At 47.9% G+C, this 20,272-nt stretch carries 23 protein-coding genes; 21 read left to right on the top strand and 2 right to left on the bottom strand.

Annotation, left to right across the window (positions count from 1 at the left end; genetic code table 11):
* Window positions 1-720, bottom strand: a complete 720-nt coding sequence (locus tag ABJ225_RS21495) for an autoinducer binding domain-containing protein (RefSeq protein WP_243567400.1) — start codon at window positions 718-720, stop codon at window positions 1-3.
* A gap of 1,062 nt (window positions 721-1,782) precedes the next feature.
* On the opposite strand from ABJ225_RS21495, the gene ABJ225_RS21490 reads away from it, so the two are divergent.
* From ABJ225_RS21490 to rsmI, 10 genes are all read left to right on the top strand, one after another.
* Window positions 1,783-1,983: a sigma factor G inhibitor Gin gene (locus tag ABJ225_RS21490; RefSeq protein ID WP_048007703.1), complete on the top strand. Its 201-nt coding sequence runs from the start codon at window positions 1,783-1,785 to the stop codon at window positions 1,981-1,983.
* A gap of 115 nt (window positions 1,984-2,098) precedes the next feature.
* Window positions 2,099-3,529, top strand: coding sequence for an aminotransferase class I/II-fold pyridoxal phosphate-dependent enzyme (locus ABJ225_RS21485; RefSeq protein WP_347321555.1), 1,431 nt, complete (start codon window positions 2,099-2,101; stop codon window positions 3,527-3,529).
* Window positions 3,526-4,167: a dTMP kinase gene (tmk, locus tag ABJ225_RS21480; protein ID WP_347321554.1), complete on the top strand. Its 642-nt coding sequence runs from the start codon at window positions 3,526-3,528 to the stop codon at window positions 4,165-4,167. The genes ABJ225_RS21485 and tmk overlap by 4 nt, the downstream gene beginning before the upstream one ends.
* A gap of 65 nt (window positions 4,168-4,232) precedes the next feature.
* Window positions 4,233-4,562, top strand: coding sequence for a cyclic-di-AMP receptor (locus ABJ225_RS21475; RefSeq protein ID WP_048007747.1), 330 nt, complete (start codon window positions 4,233-4,235; stop codon window positions 4,560-4,562).
* 15 nt (window positions 4,563-4,577) lie between these two features.
* The gene (locus ABJ225_RS21470; protein WP_347321553.1) at window positions 4,578-5,018 is read left to right on the top strand and encodes a YaaR family protein; all 441 of its coding nucleotides are present in this window, start codon (window positions 4,578-4,580) and stop codon (window positions 5,016-5,018) included.
* Window positions 5,019-5,033: 15 nt separating this feature from the next.
* Entirely contained in the window at window positions 5,034-6,017 is a 984-nt protein-coding gene (holB, locus tag ABJ225_RS21465) for a DNA polymerase III subunit delta' (protein ID WP_056541648.1), read from the top strand.
* A gap of 7 nt (window positions 6,018-6,024) precedes the next feature.
* On the top strand, window positions 6,025-6,852 hold the full coding sequence (locus ABJ225_RS21460; protein WP_053430007.1) for a PSP1 domain-containing protein: 828 nt from the start codon (window positions 6,025-6,027) through the stop codon (window positions 6,850-6,852).
* Window positions 6,853-6,866: 14 nt separating this feature from the next.
* Entirely contained in the window at window positions 6,867-7,235 is a 369-nt protein-coding gene (gene yabA, locus ABJ225_RS21455; protein WP_056541651.1) for a DNA replication initiation control protein YabA, read from the top strand.
* 71 nt (window positions 7,236-7,306) lie between these two features.
* Window positions 7,307-8,080 carry a tRNA1(Val) (adenine(37)-N6)-methyltransferase gene (locus tag ABJ225_RS21450; protein ID WP_347321552.1) on the top strand — a complete coding sequence of 258 codons (774 nt, stop codon included), beginning with the start codon at window positions 7,307-7,309 and terminating at the stop codon, window positions 8,078-8,080.
* Window positions 8,058-8,930, top strand: a complete 873-nt coding sequence (gene rsmI / locus ABJ225_RS21445) for a 16S rRNA (cytidine(1402)-2'-O)-methyltransferase (protein ID WP_347321551.1) — start codon at window positions 8,058-8,060, stop codon at window positions 8,928-8,930. The genes ABJ225_RS21450 and rsmI overlap by 23 nt, the downstream gene beginning before the upstream one ends.
* 51 nt (window positions 8,931-8,981) lie before the next feature.
* Here the strand turns inward: rsmI and ABJ225_RS21440 are convergent, their stop codons facing one another.
* On the bottom strand, window positions 8,982-9,263 hold the full coding sequence (locus ABJ225_RS21440) for an AbrB/MazE/SpoVT family DNA-binding domain-containing protein (protein WP_048007712.1): 282 nt from the start codon (window positions 9,261-9,263) through the stop codon (window positions 8,982-8,984).
* Window positions 9,264-9,869: 606 nt separating this feature from the next.
* Here ABJ225_RS21440 and metG point away from each other — a divergent pair.
* The 11 genes from metG to ABJ225_RS21385 all read left to right on the top strand — a co-directional run bounded on the left by metG (window position 9,870) and on the right by ABJ225_RS21385 (window position 20,190).
* Complete coding sequence (metG, locus tag ABJ225_RS21435) at window positions 9,870-11,822, top strand: methionine--tRNA ligase (RefSeq protein ID WP_347321550.1); 1,953 nt, start codon at window positions 9,870-9,872, stop codon at window positions 11,820-11,822.
* Between the two features lie 362 nt (window positions 11,823-12,184).
* Window positions 12,185-12,952, top strand: a complete 768-nt coding sequence (locus tag ABJ225_RS21430) for a TatD family hydrolase (protein ID WP_238283369.1) — start codon at window positions 12,185-12,187, stop codon at window positions 12,950-12,952.
* Window positions 12,953-13,202: 250 nt separating this feature from the next.
* Complete coding sequence (locus ABJ225_RS21425) at window positions 13,203-14,453, top strand: G5 and 3D domain-containing protein (protein WP_235563733.1); 1,251 nt, start codon at window positions 13,203-13,205, stop codon at window positions 14,451-14,453.
* Between the two features lie 120 nt (window positions 14,454-14,573).
* Window positions 14,574-15,134, top strand: a complete 561-nt coding sequence (gene rnmV / locus ABJ225_RS21420; protein ID WP_053430003.1) for a ribonuclease M5 — start codon at window positions 14,574-14,576, stop codon at window positions 15,132-15,134.
* Window positions 15,127-16,008: a 16S rRNA (adenine(1518)-N(6)/adenine(1519)-N(6))-dimethyltransferase RsmA gene (gene rsmA, locus ABJ225_RS21415; protein WP_056541662.1), complete on the top strand. Its 882-nt coding sequence runs from the start codon at window positions 15,127-15,129 to the stop codon at window positions 16,006-16,008. Before rnmV ends, rsmA begins: the two co-directional genes overlap by 8 nt.
* A gap of 148 nt (window positions 16,009-16,156) precedes the next feature.
* Window positions 16,157-17,035 (top strand): sporulation peptidase YabG, encoded by an 879-nt coding sequence (gene yabG / locus ABJ225_RS21410; RefSeq protein WP_056541665.1) that lies wholly within the window; start codon window positions 16,157-16,159, stop codon window positions 17,033-17,035.
* Between the two features lie 258 nt (window positions 17,036-17,293).
* Window positions 17,294-17,563: a biofilm formation stimulator Veg gene (gene veg, locus ABJ225_RS21405; protein ID WP_048007716.1), complete on the top strand. Its 270-nt coding sequence runs from the start codon at window positions 17,294-17,296 to the stop codon at window positions 17,561-17,563.
* 116 nt (window positions 17,564-17,679) lie between these two features.
* On the top strand, window positions 17,680-17,862 hold the full coding sequence (locus ABJ225_RS21400; RefSeq protein ID WP_053430000.1) for a small, acid-soluble spore protein, alpha/beta type: 183 nt from the start codon (window positions 17,680-17,682) through the stop codon (window positions 17,860-17,862).
* A gap of 169 nt (window positions 17,863-18,031) precedes the next feature.
* Window positions 18,032-18,886 carry a 4-(cytidine 5'-diphospho)-2-C-methyl-D-erythritol kinase gene (gene ispE, locus ABJ225_RS21395; protein WP_053429999.1) on the top strand — a complete coding sequence of 285 codons (855 nt, stop codon included), beginning with the start codon at window positions 18,032-18,034 and terminating at the stop codon, window positions 18,884-18,886.
* A gap of 72 nt (window positions 18,887-18,958) precedes the next feature.
* Window positions 18,959-19,795 (top strand): pur operon repressor, encoded by an 837-nt coding sequence (gene purR / locus ABJ225_RS21390; protein ID WP_053429998.1) that lies wholly within the window; start codon window positions 18,959-18,961, stop codon window positions 19,793-19,795.
* 20 nt (window positions 19,796-19,815) lie between these two features.
* Window positions 19,816-20,190 carry a RidA family protein gene (locus ABJ225_RS21385; protein WP_347321549.1) on the top strand — a complete coding sequence of 125 codons (375 nt, stop codon included), beginning with the start codon at window positions 19,816-19,818 and terminating at the stop codon, window positions 20,188-20,190.
* Window positions 20,191-20,272 lie beyond the last annotated feature (82 nt).

Below are 20,272 nucleotides of genomic sequence, written 5' to 3'. Positions count from 1 at the left end.
TCAGAACATATCGATGAGCCCCGCCGAGACCGCCTTGACGACCGCCTGCACCTTGTTGGTCGCGCCAAGCTTCACGAGGACGTTGTTGACGTGAAAAGTCACCGTCCGCTCCGCGATGCCGAGGATCTGACCGATCTCGCATGCCGTCTTGCCTTCGGCGGTCCAGCACAGCACTTCGCGTTCCCGCGCCGTCAGCACGACGCTTGCCGCTGGCGCGAGCTTCGGCACCATGAAGCCGCTCATCAGCGAATGTGACAGGTTCGCGAGCCAGTGGGTCTGCAGCGTGAGCATGTCGATTTCGGCAGGCGTGAGGCGATCCGCATGGCGCGCGATGCTCAGCAGGCCGAACGCGCCGCGCGCGGCCCAGCTCGACTGCGCGATGCCGACCGACAACCCGGCCTCGCGCGCATCTTCCCACAACGGGCATGGCGCGACCTCGTCGACGTCCGGCCAGACGATCATGTTGGTGGTGAGCGCACCGTCGCGGACCGTCGAATCGATCTTGATGTAGTCCTGCGCCTGATAGTGCGCCATCCAGCCGTCCGGATAGGTGTCGAAGATCGCGACGGCCGATTTCGACACGGGCAGCGGCACCCGGATTCCGTAACAGCAGTATTCGAAGCCCAGGCGCTTCGAATACGCGGCGATCCGCTGGAAGAGCTGCTGCTCGTTCTCCGCGGCGCTGAATTGATGGTAGGCGTCCTGCCAGCGCAGCTCCATCGCCGATGGTAGTTGGGGGATCTCCCCCTGTGAGAGTAGGACGTCGCCAGGCAAAGTATAAAAAGCAGCTCATTTGATGGGTTGCTTTTTTTGTGGTGTTTTTTTGTTGGCAGGGGATGTCGGCGGTGATGTTAGCCGTTTGAAATAGGGCGGCTAGAAAGATGTTGATTAGAGAGATATGTGAAGATCGCAGGTTGAAAGGGTTGGTTAGGAGGACCAGATTACGGTTAGAGTATGGGATGAGGCCGGTGAGCAAGGTCAAAGAGGCAGAGTTTAAGAGCTTGAATGACATGTGGGAGTATATGATCAGCCAAGTGGGTTGGACAGAGGCGTTATCTGGAGATGAGGCTATGGGGAAGTCGCGCTTATTTGCGACTTTTTTTCATTCCGTGCGAAGGGGGCGTGATACCTGCGGATAGAATGCTTATATCAGTGAAGTTTTTCCAAATAAAGTATTCACTTATGTAACTGACACCATTCGACATTCCTCGCAACATCTTTTTCCCATTTGAAGCACTCAAGGACCCATCGTTCCCCTTCAGGCACGAAAATACCTGCGAAATTCAACCATTTATTTGCGATATTTTTGATTTTATTTGTGAAAAACGACTTTTTATTTGCGAAACGTACCAATGTTCATTTTTCTATTTGCGATCCGACCCCTGTATTTGCGTAAGGCCGTGCATACTTGCGACCTTTCAATCGTAGTTTCAAGTTCGTAAGGGATAAAATTATTCCGTCTCAAATTCCAAAAAATCCCACAACTTGACGTTCTGTCTGTGTACAATAAATATGAAAAATGGTAAGAGTCACTATAAAAAATAAATCAAAATATCCAGTTCATCCCAAAACTTGACGCTCTGTCCCTGTACAAACAAAAAAGATTATGAAACAGCTTTACTCCTCAGAACGCCCAACTTTTTTCAGCCTGTGAACACAGACCAAGCCGGTGATACATAAGATGGTAGTACACCGTGATAATTCAGTTAGTTGAAAAGTTGATAATTGCGTATACAATTCGGCGGTTGGTGGCAGAATAGATGTATGGAGGAGGAGAGCGCTATGAGTAATGTGAACGCGAAGGCGGTTGGTGAATGCTGCATTGTTTGCAGTGAGGAGAAGCGGATCGGGATCCATCTGTATACATCGTTTATATGCTATGAGTGCGAGCGGGAGATGGTGGAGACGGAGACAAGTGATCCTCTTTATAAGCTGTTCGTGCAAAGGTTGAAGAAAGTGAATACTCCAGAAATCTATTCATAGCCGATTTGGTTATGATTTTTTTTTGCCCGGGAAGCTCAGGAAGAATAAGCCTGAACGCAATGGAGCCTGGATATGATACGATAGATGGATAGAGTGTTGGAAGGGTTAGTGGAAGATGAACGTTGATCAATCAAAGATGCCGCTTGTACAGGCAATCAATAACCATATAACAAACGACCCGATTTCGTTTCATGTACCGGGTCATAAAAATGGCATCATTACGGGAAATCCCGCTCAAAAAGGGGACTTGACGGAACTCACGGGTCTGGATGATCTTCACGATGCCGAGGGGCCGATTGCGGAGGCGCAGACTTTGCTTTCGAATTTGTATGGAAGCACGTCGAGTCATTTTCTTGTGAATGGCAGTACATCAGGGAATATGGCAGCCATCCTGGCTACGTGTACGGCAGGGAATTATGTACTGGTCCAGAGGAATTGTCATAAGTCTGTATGGAATGGAATCAGGCTTGCAGGTGCTGTTCCGGTCCTGCTCGAACCAGAGTGGGAGGAAAAGGGGGAATCCGTTCTTGGTGTCTCGTTAGAAACGGTCAAGGAGGCACTTGAGGCGTTTCCGGGTGCCAAAGCCTGTGTGCTGACCTATCCCACCTATTATGGGTTTACCTATCCCATTGACGGAATCATTGGGGAACTGCACAGGCAGGGGATTCCCTGTATCGTGGATGAAGCGCATGGTGCGCATTTTCAGGCAAGCGATGAGTTTCCCGAGTCGGCACTTGCTCTTGGCGCGGATATTGTCATCCAATCGGCTCATAAGATGCTGCCTGCCATGACGATGGGTTCTTATTTACATATCAAGGGTTCCAGGGTGGATGAGGTCCGGGTGAAAGAGTATCTCTCGATGCTTCAATCGAGCAGTCCTTCGTATCCCATCATGGCATCCCTCGATTATGCCCGTTCTTATCTTGGGACGATGAAACCGTCCGATGTGGCGAAGGGGTTGGAAGATATCTCCTGGTTCATCTCGGAACTGGACAGGCTTCATCCGGGACTGAAGGTGATTAGGGCCGATGATCCTCTTAAGGTTCTTGTCAGATTTACCGGATGGTCCGGTTATCGACTTCAGAAAAAGCTGGAGGAGATAGGTGTTTTTGCAGAGCTTGCCGACCCCAGGCAGGTGTTGCTCATTTTTCCACTGATGAAGGAATCCGTTGACTTTCCTTATGGGGAGGCCCTGGAAAGGGTCAGGGATATGCTTGAAGGGGAAATGGACGCGGAGGAAAGGGAAGAGACGTTCATTCCACCGGCATCCATCCGATCCTACAGTCTCTTGTCCATGGGTTGGAAGGAAATGAAGGATCGGGAGGAAGAGGCGGTGTCTCTTCAATCGGCTGAAGGTCGCGTTTCTTCCCAAATGGTCATCCCTTATCCTCCTGGCATCCCCCTGCTCCTGAAAGGTGAAGCTATCACAGATGATGTGATCGGCCGGTTGAAGGAGTATGTGGACATGGGCGCAGCGATCCAGGGGCGCCACGAATTGAAAGAAAAAAAGATTTATGTGTTCAAGGAATTGGAGGAACAATCATGATGAATGGTAGCTTCATAACGGTTGAAGGGCCTGAAGGGGCCGGGAAGTCGACCGTATTGGCCGTGTTGGCAAAACGATTGGAAGAAGATGGCGTACCCGTTGTCATTACCAGGGAGCCTGGTGGCATCAAGATTGCCGAACAGATACGGGAAGTCATTTTACATACGGAGAATACAGAGATGGATGAGCGAACGGAAGCTTTGCTTTATGCCGCTGCAAGGAGGCAGCATCTCATCGAGAAGGTGCTGCCGGCACTTCGGGAGGGGAAAGTGGTCCTTTGTGACCGCTTCATCGACAGCTCCCTAGCTTATCAAGGGAAGGCCCGGGGAATCGGGATGGATGCCATCGAAGAGATCAATGCGTTTGCCATCGAGGATCATATGCCTGACCTTACCCTTTACTTTGATATCGAGCCTGAGGAAGGGTTGAACCGGATCAATCAGCATAAAGGGAGAGAGGTCAATCGACTCGATCTTGAGTCGGTCGGATTCCACCATAAGGTACGGGAGGGGTATTTGGAACTTGTGCATAAATATCCAAATCGTATACAAGTGGTCGATGCGAGCCGAAGTGTGACAGCTGTAGCCGATGCGGCGTACGAAATCGTGAAGGGCTTTTTACAGAAACGGACAGTGTAAGAAAGCGTCGTTCAGTGCTATAATAGTAGGAAGTATATGGATGATTGAATGAGAGGATGATTCAGATGAAATTGATTATGGCTGTAGTTCAGGATAAGGATAGCAATAAATTATCAAATGCTCTGCGGGATCATAATTTTCGTTCGACAAAATTGGCAAGCACCGGTGGTTTCCTGAAATCGGGAAATACCACATTCATCATCGGAACGGAAGATATCAGGGTGGATAAAGCCCTTCAAGTAATCAAGGATAACTGTCAGTCCAGGGAACAGATGGTGGCCCCTGTCTCACCGATGGGTGGAAACGCCGATTCATACGTTCCCTATCCGATCGAAGTCGAAGTCGGCGGAGCGACGGTCTTCGTCATGCCGGTTGAGCAATTCCATCAGTTCTAAAAAGGGCGTGTAGGGATGAAGATTAATCAGGACCTGCGGATACCAGTCGATAAGTTGCCGAAGGATCAGCGCCAGGCGGGGTCGGCGCAAGCACGCTTTGGCCAAATGGTACAGCAGCATGATCAGAAGCTGCATATGGAGCAGTTAAATCAACTTCTGTCCACCATCGGAAATGCCGGCTCCCGTCTGGGACATAGCCGGTCCTTCCGGGATCTGGCCAAATATAAGACGCTAGTGAAAAAGTTCCTCAAGGAAGCGGTGGACTACGGGGTGGAGCTACAGGAATCCCATACGTGGAATCAGTTTGGCGAAGGCAGGAAGCTACGCCTCGTCGAGACCATCGACCAGCACCTGATCGATCTTGCCGAAGCGGTGATGGATCAGGAGAGGTCGTCCATTGATATCTTGGATAAAATTGGGGAAATCAAAGGACTGCTCATCAATCTATACAGGTAAGAGAGTGATTAGGAAATGATGATGGAAGAATTACAACCATTCCAGCCCGTCGTACTTCAAATGCTTCAGAACAGCATCTTGAAGGATCGGGTGGCCCATGCCTATCTGTTTGAAGGGGAAAAGGGGACAAGGAAAAAGGAAATGAGCCTGCTGTTTGCCAAGGCGCTCCTTTGTGAGCGGAAAGTGGACGGACTTGCCTGTGGAGAGTGCTCCAACTGCAGACGGATTGATAATGGGAACCATCCCGATCTCCATTTGCTGGAACCGGATGGCCTTTCCATAAAAAAGGAACAGATCAAAGCGCTGCAGGAGGAATTCTCCAAAACCGGAGTGGAGTCCAAGAAAAAGGTATACATCATTGTGCACTCGGATAAAATGACTGCCAATGCAGCCAATTCCCTTCTGAAGTTCCTCGAAGAGCCCCTTGCTGATACGACGGCCATCCTCGTCACGGAGAACGTGCACCGCATCCTGCCGACCATTCTCTCAAGATGCCAGGTTGTATCCTTCAAGCCTCTTCCGAAAGAGCAGCTTGTCAAGCAGTTGCTGGAAGAAGGAATCGAACCCCAATTCGCATCTTTGGCCGCGAATTTGACCAATCATTATGAGGAAGCTGTAGAATTATGTCGCAATGAGTGGTTTGCACAAGCAAGAATAATAGTGTTAAAATTATATGAAGTCCTTCAGAAAAGTCCCTTCCAAGCGATGGTGAAAGTCCAGGAGGATTTTGTACAGCACTTCAAAGAGAAAGATCAAGTCGATCGCGCACTGGATCTTTTACTTCTGATATATAAAGACTTACTCCATATCCAGCTGGGAAAAGTCGAACAGCTTGTATACCCGGACCAAAAGGAAAACTGGAAATCCAACGCACTTCATGTATCGACGAACCGTCTTTCTACTAATATGACGGCCATACTTGAAGCCAAACGCAAGTTGAACGCCAATATGAATTCGCAGCTGCTGGTAGAACAGCTTATGCTAAAACTGCAGGGGTGATGGTCCTTTGTACGATGTTGTAGGAGTACGCTTTAAAAAAGCGGGGAAAATCTATTATTTCGATCCGGGTCAGCTCGACGTCCATAAGAATTGTTATGTGATCGTGGAGACCGTACGAGGGGTCGAATTCGGTAAAGTAGTTGTTGAACGTAAGTCAGTGGGTGAGAATGACGTTGTGCTTCCCCTTAAAAAAGTCATTCGGATCGCCGATCAAAAAGATCGGTTGATTGTGGACGAGAATAAGTCGTCTGCTGAGGAAGCCTATAATGTCTGCTGTGATAAGATCAATCAGCATCGTCTGGATATGAAGCTGGTTGACGTGGAATATACATTCGACCGCAATAAGGTCATTTTCTACTTCACAGCGGACGGACGCGTGGATTTCCGGGAGCTGGTCAAAGACCTGGCTTCCATCTTCCGTACGCGCATCGAACTTCGTCAGATCGGCGTTCGTGATGAAGCGAAGATGCTCGGTGGGATCGGTCCTTGTGGCCGTATGCTGTGCTGCTCGACGTTCCTGGGTGATTTTGAGCCTGTATCGATCAAGATGGCGAAGGATCAAAATCTATCCCTCAACCCTACGAAGATCTCAGGGTTGTGCGGACGCCTGATGTGCTGCCTTAAGTACGAGAACGATGAATACGAGGCGGCCAAGGAAGAACTTCCGGATATGGGGGCTGTGATCAAGACACCTCATGGAAAAGGCAAAGTGGTTGGTCTTAATATTCTTGAGCGTATCCTTCAAGTGGAGATCAAGGAGGAAGAACGCGTTCTTGAATTCACATTAGATGAAATTATGAATGAGAGTGCCGTATCAGTCCAAGCCACAGAGTAACGGGGTGTAGCATTGTGGATAAGAAAGAATTCTTTGATTCAGTCAGTAATATGGAACAACAAATTGATCATTTACATCGTCAATTGGGTGAGCTCAAGGAGTTCCTGGCTGAGATGGTGGAGGAGAATCATTCTTTGAAGCTTGAGAATGAACATTTACGCCGCAGGCTGGAGCAAACGGAGGCCTCATCCGCAGCGGCTGCCGGACAAGCGCAAGCAATGGAACGAGCAGGAGAAGGGGAGAAGGCACTGGATATCGGGGAAGGTTACGATAACCTTGCCCGCCTGTATCAGGAAGGCTTCCACATCTGCAATATCCATTTCGGCAGTCCGCGCAAGGATGAAGATTGTCTGTTCTGCCTTTCCTTTTTAAATAAAAAATAGGCAGGAAGAGAACGAAGGACTGATTCCTAACCGGATTGGTCCTTTTTCTTGATGTAAAACAGGAGGAAAGCATGCTTGAACTAAAAGATGATGAACGATTGGATTACTTATTGGCAGAAGATATGAGGATCATCCAGAGTCCCTCGGTGTTTTCATTTTCCCTGGATGCCGTCCTCCTTGCCCACTTCACCTACCTTCCACTCCAAAGGGGGAAGATCGTCGACCTCTGTTCGGGAAACGGGATCATTCCCCTTCTGATGGGAGCGAGGACGAATGTGCCCATCACGGGAGTGGAGATTCAGGAAAGGCTCCATGATATGGCGACGCGGAGCATCAGGTACAACAAGCTCGATGATCAGATTGAGATGAAGCTCGGGGACGTGAAAGAGATCGGTAATCTTCTTCATCACTCCCATTTTGATGTCGTTACATGCAATCCACCGTATTTCGAGACCCCTGCAGAGGACAAACGGAATGAGAACGAGCACTTTGCGATTGCGAGGCACGAGATACTCTGTACCCTCGAAGACACGATAGAGGCTGCCGCCTTTGTGTTGAAACAGCGCGGGAAAGCGGCCTTCGTCCATAGACCGGGACGGTTGCTGGAAATTCTTTCTCTGATGAGGAAGCATAGACTCGAGCCGAAGAGATTGCGATTCGTCTATCCGAAGGCCGGGCGTGAAGCCAATACGATCCTGGTGGAGGGGATCAAGGACGGCAAGCCCGACCTGAAGATCCTGCCACCGCTATATGTATACGATGAACATGGAGAGTACACCGAAGAAGTGAGGGAGATGCTCTTCGGGAAGGGAGGCAACAAGGATGAACCAACAGAAAAGCTTTGAAGACGGTCAGACAGGGAGCCTGTACCTCGTCCCGACTCCAATCGGAAACCTGGAAGACATGACGTTCCGGGCAATCAGGATGATGAAGGAAGCGACGGTCATCGCCGCCGAGGATACGCGGAATACGAAGAAGCTCTGTAATTATTTCGAAATTCAGACCCCGATCGTCAGCTACCATGAACATAATAAGGAAGCAAGTGGGCCGAAGCTGATTGAACGGATGAAAGACGGGGAGACCGTAGCCCTTGTAAGCGATGCGGGTATGCCGTCTATCTCAGATCCCGGATATGAGCTTGTACAGCTGGCAATCGAAGAAGGAGTGGCTGTCATTCCGCTTCCGGGTGCCAATGCTGCCCTCACTGCGCTTATCGCTTCCGGACTCGCTCCGCAGCCATTTTACTTCTATGGCTTCCTGCATCGGGGGAAGAAGGATAAGCGGAACGAGCTGGAGGAACTGAAGCAGATCGAAAGCACGTTCATCCTTTATGAATCACCGCACAGGTTAAAAGAAACCCTCAAGGAGCTTCACGCCGCTCTTGGTAACCGTCAAATCGTGGTCTGCCGTGAGCTGACGAAGAAGTTCGAGGAATTCATCAGGGGCTCTCTTGAAGAAGTGATGGAATGGGCTCAGGACGGAGAAGTACGCGGGGAGTTCTGCCTGCTGATCGAAGGCCGTCCTCCGGGTGAAAAGGTTGTCGAGGAAGAATGGTGGACATCCCTTCCGGTGAAAGAGCATGTCGAGCATTACATGGAGAAGGAAGGCGCTTCTTCAAAAGACGCAATCAAGAAAGTGTCACTGGAGCGCTCCCTTCCGAAGCGTGATGTGTATCAAGCGTACCATGTAGAATAACTGGGAATAAGAAAAGGACTGGCCACGGGCCAGTCCTTTTTATAACGACAATTATTTTGTAGTAAGGGCGTTTTGGATTTCTTTAAGAAGGATATCCGCACCTTCGCGGCTAAGAATGAGTTTGCCATCAGCTAGTTTGATGTTGTCATCGGATACTTCACCAGTGATTTGGCAAGTCATGCTTGGTTTGTATTTCTTGAGGATGATTCTTTCGTCATCAACGTAGATCTCAAGAGCGTCTTTCTCAGCAATGCCTAGTGTACGACGCAATTCGATAGGAATAACCACACGACCAAGTTCATCAACTTTTCTTACAATACCTGTAGATTTCATAGTAAATCTCCTCCATTAAATAGAAATGAATGTATATCTCTCTGTAGTTCGTCAATATTCGACAAATTTCTTTTACTGCTATTATCATACCAACGATTTGGTAACACGTCAACAAATTAATCTGTAAAAAATTACGAATTTATGGATATTCAAATGTTGTTATAACAACATTATCGGAACCTTGTAAAAAAATGTATTACCAATTAAACATTATTGTAATAAGTGTAACGAATCAGAATATTGTCGAATTTCATTTGAGAACAGTGATTATTCGACTTATTTCGACATGAATCACCCTTTGTTTCGACATGGTTTGAGGGGATTCCGCTATAGTTGCAGAAACCAGCATTTTTAGGTATATTTTGATGAGATAAGCGGTTAAGATGATAAGAAGAAAATGGAATTACATAACAATTATACCACTGTAGACCTTTCGGCTGGAATGGGCTATTTGTGGGGGTCGTTTTTATCTAGGAAAAGGTTTTTTAGGAGAGCGGATCGGTCAAATCCTTGAGAGATGCTGGATGGTCGATTTGTGACAGAAATGAAAACATTGCTTCAGATGAAGAGGTTCATCGGGCATGAGGATAACGAGGAGGAATTATGGTGGAAGAGAAATTGAATACCTTCTATTTAACAACACCGATTTACTATCCAAGTGGAAATCTACATATTGGACATGCGTATACGACCGTGGCGGGGGATGCCATGGCCCGATACAAACGGATGCGTGGATTCGATGTGATGTATTTGACCGGGACGGATGAGCACGGACAAAAGATCCAGCGCAAAGCGGAAGAAAAGGGAATCACCCCGCAGGCCTATGTGGATGAAATCGTCAGCGGCATCAAGGACCTTTGGGGTAAACTCGACATCTCTTACGACGACTTCATCCGTACGACGGAAACCCGTCATAAGGAAATCGTCGAGAAGATCTTTACCCGCCTGTTGGAACAAGGTGATATCTACCTTGACCAATACGAAGGCTGGTACTGTACACCGTGTGAATCATTCTTCACGGAAAGACAACTTGTGGACGGGAACTGTCCTGACTGTGGCCGTCCCGTTGAAAAAGTAAAGGAAGAATCCTACTTCTTCAAGATGAGCAAATACGTGGATCGTCTTCTGGCTTATTATGAAGAAAATCCGGAATTCATCCAGCCAGAGTCCAGGAAGAATGAAATGGTCAATAACTTCATTAAGCCGGGCCTCGAAGACCTTGCCGTTTCCCGTACGACCTTCGATTGGGGCGTAAAAGTGCCGGGTGATCCGAAACATGTCATTTATGTATGGATCGATGCTCTTTCGAACTACATCACCGCCCTTGGATATGGAACGGAAAATGATCAGAAGTACCAAAAATACTGGCCTGCAGATGTTCATCTTGTCGGAAAGGAAATCGTCCGTTTCCACACCATCTACTGGCCGATCATGCTTATGGCGCTCGAGCTGCCGCTGCCGAAAAAAGTCTTTGCCCATGGCTGGCTGCTCATGAAGGACGGGAAAATGTCCAAGTCGAAAGGGAATGTCGTGGATCCCGTGACACTCATCGATCGTTATGGACTGGACTCCCTCCGCTATTATCTTCTCAGGGAAGTACCGTTCGGTTCAGATGGCGTCTTCACGCCTGAAGGATTCGTGGAGCGAATCAATTTCGACCTTGCCAATGATCTAGGGAACCTGTTGAATCGTACAGTTGCCATGATCAATAAATACTTTGACGGCGTCATCCCGAGCTATGCAGGACCTCGTGGCGAGTACGACAAGCAGCTTGCCGATATGGGCCTTGATACCGTGAAGAAATACGAAGAAGCGATGGAGAACATGGAGTTCTCGGTTGCTCTTTCAAGTCTGTGGCAGTTTGTCAGCCGCACGAACAAATACATTGATGAAACACAGCCTTGGGCCCTTGCGAAGGATGAAGAAAAACGCGAAGATCTTGGCAGTGTAATGAGTCACCTTGCAGAATCATTACGACGTGTCGCCGTTCTCTTACAGCCGTTCTTGACGCGTACACCGAAGAATATCTTCGAGCAGTTGAATCTGCATGATGAAGCTCTTCAAACGTGGACAAGCCTTGAAACATTCGGCGTGATTCCTGCCGGTACTGAAGTGGTGAAGAAAGGGGAGCCGATCTTCCCGCGCCTTGACCTTGCCGAAGAAGTGGCCTTCATCAAAGAAAAGATGCAGGGGTCAGCGCCTGCTACAGAGGAAAAACCATCCGTGGAGGAATCCAACGAAATCGCCATTGATGATTTCATGAAAGTGGACCTCCGTGTTGCTCAGGTGACGGCTGCTGAACCGGTGAAAAAAACCGATAAGCTGCTCAAGATCCAACTTGATCTCGGATATGAGAAACGACAAGTTGTTTCGGGCATTGCCAAGTTCTACTCTCCGGAAGATCTGGTCGGTCGGAAGGTGATCTGTGTCACCAATCTGAAACCGGTCAAACTCCGTGGGGAATTGTCACAGGGAATGATTCTTGCCGGAGAGGAAAACGGCATCCTTTCTCTTGCAACCGTCGATCAAACCCTTGCCAATGGAGCGCGGGTGAAATAAGAAAGGAAAGGGGTGTTCCACGTGGAACACCCTTTTCTTCTTTTATTATAGTAAGAAAATGATTTTGAATGCGATTTGTATGAATCAATTGTATTGAGAGAAGATAAAGCTATCGCTAATAAAGCAATTTGTTACTTCATTATGTAATGGCGCTTTCCGTTTCCCCTGTAGATCCAATAGACCTATAAACAAATCATTTTAGATTTCCGTTGGCTTTATATACAATGTGTGAAGGACAAAAAGCAACAAAAATTACTAAAAACCAACCAATATAACCATAATATGTAACGCAATTGTTACAATTCTGAGAAGCTTGTCATGATTTTTTATATTAAACTAATCTCACACAAGGAGTGTTTAACATGCTATTTGACACACATGTCCACTTGAATGCAGAGCAATTCGATGAAGATGTAGAGGAGGTCATAGCACGGGCAAAAGAGGCTGGGGTTGAGAACATGGTCGTAGTCGGATTTGACCGGCCGACGATCGAAAGGGCAATGGAGCTTGTTGAAACCTATGATTTTCTTTATGCAAGTGTAGGGTGGCACCCTGTGGATGCCATCGATATGAAGGACGAAGATCTTGATTGGATCGAAGAATGGACAAAGCATCCGAAGGTCGTGGCTTTAGGTGAAATGGGTCTCGATTATCACTGGGATAAATCACCCGAGGATGTGCAAAAGGACGTGTTCAGAAGGCAGATCCGTCTGGCTAAGAAAGTGAAGCTGCCGATCATCATACATAATCGCGAAGCCACACAGGACATCGTCGATATCCTCAAGGAAGAAGAGGCTTCTGAAGTGGGCGGAATCATGCACTGCTTCAGCGGAAGTCCGGAAGTGGCGAAAGAATGTGTGGATATGAATTTCTATATATCATTAGGGGGTCCTGTCACCTTCAAGAATGCGCGCAAGCCGAAGGAAGTGGCAAAGGAGATCCCTCTCGAGAAACTGTTGGTTGAAACCGATTGTCCCTATCTTGCACCGCATCCCAACAGGGGCAAGCGGAACGAACCGGCCTATGTGAGACTTGTGGCTGAACAGATTGCCGAGCTGAAAGAAATCTCCATCGAAGAGGTGGAAGCAGCTACAACCCGCAATGCAAAGAAATTATTCAACATTAATTGACAAAAGCTGTTGTCGATTTGGGGGAGAGCTTGTCCGGTAGGGCTACAATAACAAAAAGTTCTACAAAGGAAAGTCCATACATAGGATAACCTTGTCGACAACTCTCCCTTTCCTTTTTTCCTTTCTTTTTGCATAATATGTTTTGTGTTCCCTTAATTTCAACATTTTGCTAGATTAAGAAAAAAGAAGTACAGGTTGACAGTCTTTGGATTACTCTATATAATCACTCCGAGAAAAGGAGGCGTTTTTCATGAATGAGAAAAACATGAAAAGCCTGTTTTCCAAGTCTTTGAGTCGAGGGAAATGGATCGTGACGGTTGCAACGATCGTTACCAGTGCAGCGATCTTCGGAATTCTTTTTTATGAAGGTTCGAAGAAGGCGGTCGCATTGACCCTGGACGGCGAGCAAAAAGAGATAAGAACGCATGCAAATACAATTCAAGATATATTAGAAGAATTAGATGTTTCAAATCGCTCTGAAGACTATTTGTATCCCTCGGGAGATACAAAGGTATCCAATAATATGAAAATAGTATGGGAACCGGCTAAACAGGTAGATGTGACAGTGGGAGATCAGAACAAGAAGGTCTGGACGACAGCTGACACGGTAAAGGATTTACTCTCTGAACAGGATATTGAATTAGGGGAGCACGACGAGATTCAACCGGATGTATCAGAGAAGATTGACGGGAACACGAAGGTAAAGATTGATACCGCATTTGCCCTGTCCCTTGTAGACGGCGGGAAAAAGAAAAAGGTATGGTCTACTTCGACTACGGTCGCTGACTTTTTAAAGCAACAGGGAATCACACTCAAGAAAACAGACCGAGTTGAACCAGAATTAGACACAGTCATTGGGGAAAAAGATGTCGTAAATGTTGTTCGAGTTGAAAAAGTCACCGATGTAGTGGAAGAGGCAACAGATTTTACGGTTGTTTCCAAAAAAGATGCCGATCTTGAAAACGGCCAGGAGAAGGTTGTTCAAGAAGGGAAAAAAGGGAAGAAAGAAAAGAAATTCGAGATCGTGAAGGAGAATGGAAAAGAAGTCTCCCGAAAGCTGATCAGTGAAAAAACCGTCAAAGAAAGCCAGGATAAGATTGTCAGTGTCGGTACGAAGAAGCTGGTAGCCCAGGTTTCCCGAGGGAAATCGACGGCTGCAGCCAAGCCTGTCAGCACTAGTACCACCAGCACCAAGGAAGAGCCGAGCGGCGGCAAGGAATTCTATGTGAGCTCTACTGCTTATACGGCTTCTTGTAATGGATGCTCGGGCCATACGGCTTCAGGTATGAACCTGAAAGCAAATCCGAATGCGAAAGTGATTGCCGTTGATCCATCCGTCATTCCTCTGGGCACGAAGGTATATGTAGAGGGATATGGATATGCGGTCGCTGCTGATACAGGCGGTGCCATCAAAGGCAACAAAATCGATGTGTTCTATTCAGATCATGCCGATGCCTATCGCTGGGGCCGGAAAACGGTGAAAGTGAAGATCTTGGATTAAGGCAGGGGAATTCTCCTGCTTTTTTTTCATTTTTATCAGAAGAAGGTATAATGGTCGTTAGGTATTCAATCTATAAGACGGGTGAGACCCGGAAAAAGTTTCAACGACTTTGGAGGAAATATGAAAATTAAAGAAATCATCGTGGTGGAAGGGAAGGATGACACGGTCGCGATCCGTCGCTCCGTGGATGCAGATACCATTGAAACGAATGGATCTGCCGTTTCTCCCGTAACCATTGAAAAAATAAAGCACGCACATGAAAAGCGAGGTGTCATCATCTTCACGGATCCCGATTTCCCCGGGGAGCGGATCCGGAAGATCGTCAGCGATGCCGTACCCGGCTGCAAGCATGCCTTCATCCATAAGAAGGATGCCCTTCCGAAGGCGGGAAGGGGAATAGGCGTGGAGCATGCAAGCCCTGAAGCAATCAGGGAGGCCCTGAAAGAGGCTCAAGTCATTCAAGAAGACCAGGAAGAGCTGATCACACAGGAAGACCTCATCGACGCGGGACTGATCGGCAGCGCCAAATCAAAGGATCGCCGGATCGCCCTTGGTGAGAAGCTCAGAATCGGTTACACTAATGGGAAACAATTGCACAAGCGTCTGCGGATGTTCAATATTCAAAGGGAAGAATTCAAGAAGGCATTAATGGAGATCATTCAGGAGGAAGAGCATGCATAAAGATATAGCGACACCCATACGAACGAAGGAAATCTTGGAGAAGCACGGGTTCTCATTCAAAAAGAGTCTAGGACAGAACTTTTTGATTGATCCGAATATCCTCCGTAATATCACCGACCATGCAGGTTTATCCAAAGAGACGGCGGCAATCGAGATCGGACCCGGGATCGGGGCTTTGACGGAGCATCTTGCCCGGACTTCCGGGAAGGTGGTTGCATTTGAAATCGACCAGCGCCTGATCCCGATTCTTGAAGACACCCTTTCTCCTTATGACAATGTGACGATCGTGAACCAGGATGTCTTGGAAGCGGATGTGGCATCAATCATCGAGACGGAACTCGCTGGATATGAAGATATCATGGTCGTGGCGAACCTCCCATATTACGTCACGACGCCGATCATCTTGAAGCTGTTGATGGAGCGCCTGCCGATCCGCGGGATCTGTGTGATGCTCCAGAAGGAAGTAGGGGACCGTATATCGGCCCGTCCCGGGACAAAGGCCTATGGCTCCCTCTCCATCGCGATTCAGTACTATACGGAGGCAGAGATGGTCATGACCGTGCCGAAGTCTGTCTTCATGCCGCAGCCGAACGTCGATTCAGCTGTCATCAGATTGACGAAGCGGAGCGTCCCTCCCGTCCAGGTACAGGATGAAGACTTCCTTTTCACGGTTTCCCGTGCTTCCTTTGCCCAGCGAAGGAAGACCATCCTGAACAACCTGACAAGTCAGCTTCCACAAGGAAAAGAAAAGAAAGATCTTATCCTGGAGGCCCTGTCGAAAGCAGGCGTCGATCCGACTCGCCGGGGGGAAACCCTTTCCATTGAAGAATTCGGTAACCTAAGTGACGCATTACTACCTGATTTTAAAGAATAACGAACGAAGAGGCCGGCTTTGTCCGGTCTCTTTTTCTTTTCCTGGGACGCTGACACAGATCAATGGTGGGCTGCATAGGGTAAGTAAAGGAATCTGCAGGATAGACATCGGCAGACCTGAGTCTTGATCGTCTATGGGAGTGACGGATATGAATATCGAAATCAATGATGTCGTCGGCCGGCTATCGTATCAGTGTGATATATTATTCCGCGTGATCGATATCCGTATGGTGAATGGCCAAAAAACGGCGATGCTATACGGGGAAGATTATCGATTGATAGCGGATGCTCCTTTTCACGACCTGAAGAAGATGGATCCGAGGGAACGGGACCGGATCACCAGGGAATTCCGCAACCTGGAGGAGCAGTCATTCGACTTGTTCAAGCAGGATATCGAACTCCTCAAACATAAGCAGGAATACAGAGTGACCAATGCCTACAGGGAGGACTATAACTACTTCCAGGTTCCAGGGAAGGTCCTTCACCTCGATGGGGATCCCAGTTACTTACGGAAATGCCTCGATCTGTACGAAAAGATCGGCGTGCCCGTCAAGGGGATACACTGCAGTGAAACCGAGATGCCGAACCGTATCGGCCCTCTGATTGATAAATACAGGCCGAATATCATCGTCCTCACCGGACATGATGCGTATACCAAATCAAAAGGCGGTAAAGGCGAAATCAATGCCTATAGGCACTCCAAGTATTTTGTGGAGGCCGTCAAGGAAGCGAGGAGGAAATCTCCCCACCTTGATCAACTAGTCATCTTTGCAGGGGCCTGCCAGTCCCATTTTGAGTCCCTCATCCATGCCGGGGCCAACTTCGCAAGCTCTCCTTCCAGGGTGAATATCCATGCCCTCGACCCCGTCTATATTGTGGCGAAGATCTGCTTTACGGGTTTCAAGGACTCGGTCAACGTGTGGGATGTGATCCGCAACACGCTCACGGGAGAAAAGGGCCTTGGGGGGATCGAGACTAAAGGGGTGCTCCGGACGGGAATGCCATTTAAGATTACCGACGATCAATGAAGAGACAGTGAGATCTTACAAGGGGATTGTAAGGTCTTTTTGTGTGCTTGTACATCCGCGAATAGCTGAGGAATAAGGGTTTTGGACGAGGTCTACATAATTTTTCAACTTCTGGGGAAAGGTAGGGGTGTAGAAAAAACGTACTTTTTGTTGAATAAAATATGTTGACAGGTATTCATGATTCTTGTTAAAATAATAAATTTATTTGACTGAAATTACATAATGTGTTATACTTATCTTTAGTGAGGTGGAAGCGAAATGCCAAAAACATTAGCCGACATTAAAAGGTCCCTTGATTCTAATCTCGGGAAACGATTAATGCTCAAAGCAAACGGTGGACGTCGCAAAACAATTGAGCGTTCAGGCGTTCTTGCCGAAACGTATCCTTCAGTGTTCGTAGTTCAGCTCGATCAAGAAGAGAATGCGTTTGAAAGAGTTTCTTACAGCTATGCAGATGTTCTCACTGAGACAGTTCAACTAACATTTTATGATGAAGCAGCAGGAAATATCATCTTTAGCCAGCAGTAGACAACTCGTTTACTGCTTTTTTATTTGTCAAAAATTCCAATTGGTTCAAACTCCCTTCGTATCCGACCGGGTACATGCACATACTAAGCCCAGGTGGATCTTGAAGGAGGATGACTATGGCTAAACGAAAAGGTGTCATGTCTGATCAATTGAAGGCAGAACTGGCCAAAGATCTTGGATTTTATGATGTCGTGGAACGTGAAGGCTGGGGCGGCATTTCTTCACGGGATGCCGGCAACATGGTGAAGCGTGCAGTAGAACTCGCAAGCCAGCAGCTGACATCAAGGGATCAGTCGTAGTCTAGCCGACTTTTATCATTTACCGAAGGAGCCTTCTTGATCAACGGGGGGCTCCTTTCCTTTAAACGGCCCATCGTGATAAAATTACTTACTGCTTTGATGTAAAACACTCGTTATAATTAGTGTATGATACAATATAGAGCAAAGAGATTGGTAAGAAGGTGATGATATGAGGTTATCAGTAAAGGCGCCTGCAAAGATCAACCTGTCTTTGGATGTGTTACATAAGCGGCCGGACGGTTACCATGAAGTCGAAATGGTCATGACGACGATCGATCTTGCGGATCGAATTGAACTGGTGGATCTGCCAGAAGATAAAATTACAATTCTTTCGCATAATCGGTTTGTTCCGGATGACGGACGGAATCTTGCTTATCAGGCGGCCCAGTTGTTAAAGAAGAGGTTCAATATCAAAAAGGGTGTGGCCATCACCATCGATAAGGTGATTCCTGTGGCAGCAGGACTGGCAGGTGGCAGTAGCGATGCAGCCGCCACGCTGAAAGGTCTGAACGAGCTGTGGGGCCTTGGATTGAGCATGGACGAGCTTGCGGATCTTGGGGCTGAAATCGGCTCTGACGTTTCGTTCTGTGTGTATGGGGGAACGGCCCTGGCATCGGGACGAGGAGAGAAGATCCGACACCTTCCATCCCCACCGAACTGTTGGGTCATCCTGGCCAAGCCGACGATCGGTGTATCCACAGCAGATGTTTACAAGAATCTGGATGTAAAAAACCTGAAGCACCCGGATACAGAAGCGATGATCAAAGCGTTGGAAAATGAGAGCTACCATGGGATTTGTGATCATCTCAGCAATGTTTTGGAATCTGTCACATTAAATATGTATCCAGAAGTGGCGCATATTAAAGAGCAAATGGAGCGCTTCGGTGCCGATTCGGTATTGATGAGTGGAAGCGGTCCGACGGTATATGGATTGGTGCAGTATGAATCGAGGGTCCACCGGATCTACAATGGCCTTCGCGGCTTTTGTGATCAGGTGTTCGCGGTCAGGATGCTTGGTGAATAAGAGGTCCTTGCCTAAATCCGTATAATAATGATATATTTACATTACATTATTCGGATTCGGGAGGTTTCTTTAGTGAAGTTTAAACGAAGTGAGCGATTAATCGACATGACCCATTACATGTTGGATCGTCCTCATCAGCTTGTCCCTTTGACTTTTTTCTCTGAGCGGTACGGTTCAGCCAAGTCTTCCATCAGTGAAGACCTGACCATCATCAAGGAGACATTCGAGGGGCGCGGGGTAGGCACGGTCCAGACGGTTCCAGGGGCAGCGGGCGGAGTGAAATATATCCCCAAGGTGAATACGGAGGAAGCAAAGGCGATCGTCAGTGAGCTTTGCGAACATATGGAAAGTTCAGATCGCCTCCTGCCGGGGGGATATCTGTTCATGACCGATCTTCTGGGAAATCCTCAGCTGATGAAGAAGGTAGGGAAAATGCTCGCTTCTGCATTCGCTGAAAAGGAAATCGATGTCATCATGACGGTGGCGACCAAAGGGATTCCCATCGCCAATGCCATTGCATCGTTCCTGAACGTGCCTGTTGTGATTGTCCGTCGCGACAGCCGCGTAACGGAAGGGTCCACTGTGAGCATTAATTACGTGTCGGGGTCTTCAAAGCGGATCCAATCCATGGTCCTTTCGAAGCGAAGCTTGAAGGAAGGATCAAAGGTCTTGGTTGTCGATGATTTCATGAAGGCCGGTGGTACGGTCAATGGAATGAAGAATCTGCTGGAGGAATTCTCTGCCACCCTGTCGGGGATCGGGGTCCTTGTCGAATCGGACACATTGGACGAACGACTGGTGGATGACTATGTTTCCATCCTGAAGCTGTCGGAAGTCAATGAACGGGATAAACAGATCTCGTTGACGGAGGGGAATTACTTTCAGTCAGGGGTCACGTTTTTACCATAAAGACATGAGGAGGAATACCAATGCGTACAATTTCAACGAATCAGGCACCTGCAGCCATCGGACCATACTCTCAGGGAATCGTGGTGAATAATCTGTTCTACAGTTCAGGGCAGATCCCATTGACTCTGGAAGGGATGATGGTAGAAGGAGACGTGCAGGCGCAGACACATCAAGTGTTCCGCAATCTCCAAGCCGTGCTTAAAGAAGCCGGTGCAAGCCTTGAATCCGTCGTGAAGGCGACCGTATTCATCAAGAACATGGATGATTTCGGAGCAATCAATGAAGTGTACGGAGAGTATTTCAGCTCTCATAAACCGGCCAGGTCCTGTGTGGAGGTAGCAAAGCTGCCGAAGGACGCACTGGTGGAAATCGAAGTCATCGCACTCGTGAAGTAACGCTTCACGGGTGTTTTTTTTATGAGGTTAAGTGTGCAAGCGGTACCATTTCAAAAGAAGACTAGTTCCTTTGAAATAGAAA

Source organism: Rossellomorea sp. RS05 (genome assembly GCF_039822645.1).
In the GTDB taxonomy this organism is placed as follows: domain Bacteria; phylum Bacillota; class Bacilli; order Bacillales; family Bacillaceae_B; genus Rossellomorea; species Rossellomorea marisflavi_B.
This window is presented reverse-complemented; position numbering and strand designations above follow the sequence as displayed.

Excerpts from the sequence above, each read along its gene's own strand:
- rsmI (WP_347321551.1), top strand. The coding sequence starts at position 8,058 with ATGAACCAACAGAAAAGCTTTGAAGACGGTCAGACAGGGAGCCTGTAC.
- ABJ225_RS21400 (WP_053430000.1), top strand. The coding sequence starts at position 17,680 with ATGGCTAAACGAAAAGGTGTCATGTCTGATCAATTGAAGGCAGAACTG.
- ABJ225_RS21430 (WP_238283369.1), top strand. The coding sequence starts at position 12,185 with ATGCTATTTGACACACATGTCCACTTGAATGCAGAGCAATTCGATGAA.
- ABJ225_RS21440 (WP_048007712.1), bottom strand. The coding sequence starts at position 9,263 with ATGAAATCTACAGGTATTGTAAGAAAAGTTGATGAACTTGGTCGTGTG.
- holB (WP_056541648.1), top strand. The coding sequence starts at position 5,034 with ATGATGATGGAAGAATTACAACCATTCCAGCCCGTCGTACTTCAAATG.
- rnmV (WP_053430003.1), top strand. The coding sequence starts at position 14,574 with ATGAAAATTAAAGAAATCATCGTGGTGGAAGGGAAGGATGACACGGTC.
- ABJ225_RS21450 (WP_347321552.1), top strand. The coding sequence starts at position 7,307 with ATGCTTGAACTAAAAGATGATGAACGATTGGATTACTTATTGGCAGAA.
- ABJ225_RS21470 (WP_347321553.1), top strand. The coding sequence starts at position 4,578 with ATGAAGATTAATCAGGACCTGCGGATACCAGTCGATAAGTTGCCGAAG.
- yabG (WP_056541665.1), top strand. The coding sequence starts at position 16,157 with ATGAATATCGAAATCAATGATGTCGTCGGCCGGCTATCGTATCAGTGT.
- ABJ225_RS21475 (WP_048007747.1), top strand. The coding sequence starts at position 4,233 with ATGAAATTGATTATGGCTGTAGTTCAGGATAAGGATAGCAATAAATTA.
- veg (WP_048007716.1), top strand. The coding sequence starts at position 17,294 with ATGCCAAAAACATTAGCCGACATTAAAAGGTCCCTTGATTCTAATCTC.
- rsmA (WP_056541662.1), top strand. The coding sequence starts at position 15,127 with ATGCATAAAGATATAGCGACACCCATACGAACGAAGGAAATCTTGGAG.
- ABJ225_RS21485 (WP_347321555.1), top strand. The coding sequence starts at position 2,099 with ATGAACGTTGATCAATCAAAGATGCCGCTTGTACAGGCAATCAATAAC.
- ABJ225_RS21495 (WP_243567400.1), bottom strand. The coding sequence starts at position 720 with ATGGAGCTGCGCTGGCAGGACGCCTACCATCAATTCAGCGCCGCGGAG.
- ABJ225_RS21385 (WP_347321549.1), top strand. The coding sequence starts at position 19,816 with ATGCGTACAATTTCAACGAATCAGGCACCTGCAGCCATCGGACCATAC.
- ABJ225_RS21425 (WP_235563733.1), top strand. The coding sequence starts at position 13,203 with ATGAATGAGAAAAACATGAAAAGCCTGTTTTCCAAGTCTTTGAGTCGA.
- ispE (WP_053429999.1), top strand. The coding sequence starts at position 18,032 with ATGAGGTTATCAGTAAAGGCGCCTGCAAAGATCAACCTGTCTTTGGAT.
- tmk (WP_347321554.1), top strand. The coding sequence starts at position 3,526 with ATGATGAATGGTAGCTTCATAACGGTTGAAGGGCCTGAAGGGGCCGGG.
- ABJ225_RS21490 (WP_048007703.1), top strand. The coding sequence starts at position 1,783 with ATGAGTAATGTGAACGCGAAGGCGGTTGGTGAATGCTGCATTGTTTGC.